The following is a 4,786-nucleotide window of genomic DNA, read 5'->3' as shown; positions in this document are numbered from 1 at the left end:
CTACGGTGCCTGAGTTTTTCAACGACGAAATTTTGGGCTTTTTGGTGCAAAATTTCGGCCTTCGCCTAATCAGCGGCGACGCACAGGCGGATCTGAAATACTTCCTGGGCGAATAAATTTCATAGCGAGGCAAATCGGGTAAATTTAATTCGGCAAAGCTCCGTTTTAAATTTACCCTTTATATAGCGCTTTTAGCGGAGCTAGCCGATCCACTCCACGGCTATTTTGCGCCGACGCTCATATTTAAATTTCACGACTATACCGTCCGTCTTATTTAAATTTTAAAATCATATAATCTCGCCAAATGTTTAGAAAAATTTAATTAAGTGCTTTTTTACACATTCAAATTCCAATCGTCTTTGCTATTACAATCCCTCTTTTTCTGTGTAAGTATTTGTCTTATCCGTATCGCTGCCGCTCATAGTAACCGCTATAGTGTAGCCGTCTTGATGCTTGGTACCTCATAAAATTTTCCATATCATCTCATTTTTCGCTATCAGATATTGCAATTTAGTGCCGTTAAAATTTTAAATAAATATAGTATTTTGTTGTTCTATTTAGGCGAGTATAGTCTGCGTAATGTTAAAATTTTAAATAAATATAGTATTTTCACAGGATTTTTAATTGGAATTTAAATATGGATTTTAATCTAAATTTTACTCATAAATTTTGAGATTATTTTATAAGTGCATGGCACACGGCTTGTGGGAATAAAATTTTAAGCAGATTTTGTGCAAAATTTCAAAATGCAGCTCAAACTCGCAAGCAGATAAATTCGCTGTAGCCTTGCGTTTAGAATTCAGCGCTAGCCGACAAATTTCGCATCTTTACGTCGGTGCAAATTTTAAAATTTTATGCAGGAGATAAAATTATAAGCCCGCGCAATGCATGAATTCTAAAATTCCACATCACCTATAGAATTCCATGCCGCACGACACATAAATTTTGAAATTTTAAAATTTCACGCCGCAGATAAAATTTAGGAATTTCCTTTTGCGGTAAAATTTCAAAGTTCTCCCACAAATCCTCTGTCCGCGCGGCGAGTTCCAAATCCGTCTAGAACTTAGATTTTCCTCACCAGCTCGGGAATTATCGCTTCGAAATCCACCCCTTCGTAGTCCTTGCGCTCCTCGTCGCTCATCGTCTCTTTGATCGTGCTGACGACGAAATCCGCAGCGATACGAACCGCAGTTTCCAGCGACTTGCCACGCATTATTGCACCGAAGGCTACGGCGGCGAAAATATCGCCGGTGCCGTTAAATTTAACCGACAGCAGCTCGTGAAAATACTCGTTCGTCCTGCCCGTGCGTGCATCATAGCTGAAAACTCCGCACTGATCGGCGATGTAGCCGATGCCCTTTAAAATAACCTGCCTGGCGCCCAGCTCTCGAAGCCTTGCAAGCAGATCCATGATAAAATCCCTATCTGCGTCCTCTCGGTACGGCACCCCGGTGATCGCGCAGGCCTCGGTGATATTGGGCGTAATGATGTCGGCCTGGGCGCACAGAAGCGCCATCATACGGGCAAAATCCTCGTTAAAGCCAGGATAAAATACGCCGTTATCGCCCATACAAGGATCGACCAAAATGGTCTTACCCGCGCCGCCGAAGCTCGCAAATAGCTCGCTCATAATCTCGATCTGTGCCGCCGAGCCCAAAAAGCCCGTGTAGATGCCGTCAAATACCACTCCGCGGTCTTTCCAGTGCGCCATGATCGCGCGTATTTGAGAGCTTAGATCGCAAAAGGTGTAGCCCGAAAAGCCCGTATGCATCGATAAAACCGCCGTAGGGATCACGCTCGTGCTCATCCCCATCGCGCTTAATATCGGCAAGGCGACGGTCAGCGAAACCTTGCCCACGCAGGATATATCTTGAACGGTAAGAACTTTTTTCATCACAATTCCTAAAATTTTTGGCTCTATTTTACCGCTATTTATATTAAAAAGGCGAATTTAAATAAAATTTACTCTACGAATAGTCTAAATTTATGATATTTTTGGCGTTTTTCCGCTAAATTTTAAATTGAGTTCGCCGTAAATTCGGCACTCAAAAAATCAAAAAAGGCAAAAAATGATAACCGCAAAGGCTCTTTACGCATCCGCTCGCCTTAGATCGCTGCCGCTTAGCGTCTCGGGCGTGTTGCTCGGTAGCGGCGCGGCATACGGTGCGGGCGCGTTTAGAGCGGATATTTTCGCACTGGCGCTACTTACGACGCTGCTGTTTCAGGTGCTAAGCGACTATGCCAACGACTACGGCGACGCGCTGAAGGGCACCGACGACGATGACAGGCTGGGACCGCGTCGCGCGATACAAACGGGACAGATGAGCGCCGAGCAGATGAAGCGCGTCATCGTCGTTACGGCGCTGCTTTCGGCGCTTTGCAGCCTCGCGCTAAGCGTTTTGGCATTCGGCGAGCGGTTTTATCTCGTGCTACTATTTTTGGCACTAGGCGGCGCGTCGATATACGCCGCGATCCGCTACACCGTGGGCGCCGGCGCATACGGATATAAGGGACTTGGCGACGTTTTCGTGTTTTTGTTTTTTGGGCTACTTAGCGTGCTGGGCTCGTACTTTTTATACGCGCGTTCGCTCGATGCGGCGCTGCTGCTGCCTGCGTGCGCGTGCGGGATGCTAAGCACCGCTGTGCTAAATTTAAATAATATGCGCGACGTACAAAACGATGCGCTCAAAGGCAAGCGCACGATCCCCGTGCGTATCGGACTGCGCGCGGCCAAGCGCTACCACTACGCGCTAATCGCGGGCGGAGCGGGGCTAATGCTCTGCTACTCGCTTTTGCGCGGAGATTCAGGCGTAAAACTACTCTACATAGCTAGCTTTGTGCCGCTTATTCGGCATTTCTTTTTCGTCTTAAAAGTGCGGGAGTGTCGCGACTTCGACGGACAGCTAAAGGTCGTCGCGCTCTGCACGTTTGCGATATCGGCGCTATTTTTCGTCGGGGAGATTTTGAGTTAAATTTAAACGCCGCGCAGATAAAATTTACGTCGGCACCGCAGCAAAGTCCTCTCGCGCAAAAGCGCTTTGTGCGAGTTCTCCTAATCTTGCAATCAACCTGCTTGTCACACAGCAAAGCGTCTGCGGCAAGCTCGCTCAATGAAAACGTCCATAGCATATCCCTGTCCGCCTGATGGCTACTGCAATAAAATTTGATGGGGCAAACTCCAGGTCTCCGCGCCGTCTTGTATCGTTAAATTAAGCGAGCAATACCGCTCTTAAGTCCATACAAGCCCCGTCACACCACGCTTTAATTGCCGCTTTGACGGCGAGTTGCCCACCTTTTGCGTCAAATTTAAAAACTATAGCATTAATTCTACAAAAGGCCCGCATGTTTGGCGCGGTGGGCTTTGTGCTTATTGCACGGCGGCAGTTCGCACCGCAAACGTTGCTTTAGCCCTACTTTTGAGCCCTCGCGCCGCTAAAATTTTACTAAATTTTACGCACTGCCTTTTTGAAACGATGCTTGCAAAACCATGTCTTTCTGCACATAGCTCCTTAAAATTCGAAGCAATTTTGCACGTTGTTTAGAACTTCGCGGTCGCAATATCCGCCGTTTTGCTCGCAAAAGTCCAAAACCGCCGCCTCATTCGGCACGCGGCGAGCTCGCAAAATCCAGCATGAGCCTATGCGTGCCGTCGCAGTCGCGATGCGCCAAGCTCTAGCCCAAGAACTCAAATAGCCCCTCAAACTCCGCCCTATTCATAGACAGGCTCTTTTCAAATACATCTCGCTGCCGCTACGCCGCGAGCTTTTTGAGTTCCTTTTTTCTAGATTTTTCCACTCTTTCTCCTTTGCTGCGCCGCCTTGCCGCACGAATATCCTTTGGGCGCATTAACCTCATACCCGTCGTCCCCCGCCCTCAAGCGGGATGCAAATTTCATCCAAACCGTGCGGCTACCTCGTCTATACCGAAATAACGCTTATTAATTTTAGCAGAGCGAAATTATAGCAAAAGCAGAGCGCGAAATCGCAAATCCGATGATTAAATTTTATCTAGAATAAAGAGCTATGTTTTCGGCCAAATTTTGCCGTACCGAGGGATAAAATTTAGCAAATTCGGATGAAATTCTATCGAGTAGATGTGTAGAATTTGACCATAATCTAAAACAAAAGCGGCCCCGAAGCGCACCGGCCGGGAGCCGCTAAATTTTACTTCTCAAACGCCTTTTCTAGGCTAAACGGAAACGCCTGATAGCCCATCGCATTGGTCATTTTGATTTCGATTGACGGCTCTTTTGCGCCCCATTCAAACTCGTTGATGTGAGGGCTAGGCACGCCGACCGGGCGGCCCTTGGCGATATCAAACTGCATACCCGCGACCGCGGAGTAAACCATCACGCTATCTAGGTCGTCTTGATACTGCGCTAGCGAAGTGACCGAGCTGTACCACTCGCTGCCGCGCTGTTTGCCGTATTCCCAGACCTGCTCGACGGTTTTAGCTTTTTCGTCGATTTTATAAACGACCGCGCGGGAGTATTTCATACCCGCCATCGCAGGCTGCTCCATGCCGCGGGTGTCGCCGTTGTCAAAGACGGTGAGATACACGACGCCTTTTTTGGACTTGCTATCGATGCGGAATGCCGTATGCTGCGTCCACTGCCAGTCAAATCCACCCTTCTCGCTCTCATATCCCGGGCATTTTGAGTACTCGTCCTCGCAGACGATCTTTTTGCCGTCTTTATCTACCGGCTGGAGCAAATAATCTTTAAACTGGTCCTTCCAGCCTTTGTGCGCGCCCATTATCCATTTGACTTTTTTGTCGCGACCGATCT

4 protein-coding genes are annotated in these 4,786 nt (G+C 47.9%); 1 reads left to right on the top strand and 3 read right to left on the bottom strand.

Features of this window, described 5'->3' with window-relative positions; translation table 11 throughout:
- Positions 1–1,063: 1,063 nt before the first annotated feature.
- Complete coding sequence (locus Q0224_RS00335; protein ID WP_297948040.1) at positions 1,064–1,894, bottom strand: pyridoxamine kinase; 831 nt, start codon at positions 1,892–1,894, stop codon at positions 1,064–1,066.
- Positions 1,895–2,069: 175 nt separating this feature from the next.
- Here Q0224_RS00335 and menA point away from each other — a divergent pair, with 175 nt between their 5' ends.
- Positions 2,070–2,972, top strand: coding sequence for a 1,4-dihydroxy-2-naphthoate octaprenyltransferase (gene menA, locus Q0224_RS00330; protein WP_297948039.1), 903 nt, complete (start codon positions 2,070–2,072; stop codon positions 2,970–2,972).
- 537 nt (positions 2,973–3,509) lie between these two features.
- Here the strand turns inward: menA and Q0224_RS00325 are convergent.
- Positions 3,510–3,701 (bottom strand): hypothetical protein, encoded by a 192-nt coding sequence (locus tag Q0224_RS00325; protein ID WP_297948038.1) that lies wholly within the window; start codon positions 3,699–3,701, stop codon positions 3,510–3,512.
- Between the two features lie 462 nt (positions 3,702–4,163).
- Positions 4,164–4,786, bottom strand: a 623-nt coding sequence (locus Q0224_RS00320; protein WP_297948037.1) for an aryl-sulfate sulfotransferase, incomplete at its 5' end; no start/stop codon positions are given.

Origin of the sequence: uncultured Campylobacter sp., assembly GCF_938002845.1 — a bacterium.
Taxonomy (GTDB): Bacteria; Campylobacterota; Campylobacteria; order Campylobacterales; family Campylobacteraceae; genus Campylobacter_B.
This window is presented reverse-complemented; position numbering and strand designations above follow the sequence as displayed.

Coding starts and splice junctions, on each gene's coding strand:
- Q0224_RS00335 (WP_297948040.1), bottom strand. CDS start 1,894: ATGAAAAAAGTTCTTACCGTTCAAGATATATCCTGCGTGGGCAAGGTT.
- menA (WP_297948039.1), top strand. CDS start 2,070: ATGATAACCGCAAAGGCTCTTTACGCATCCGCTCGCCTTAGATCGCTG.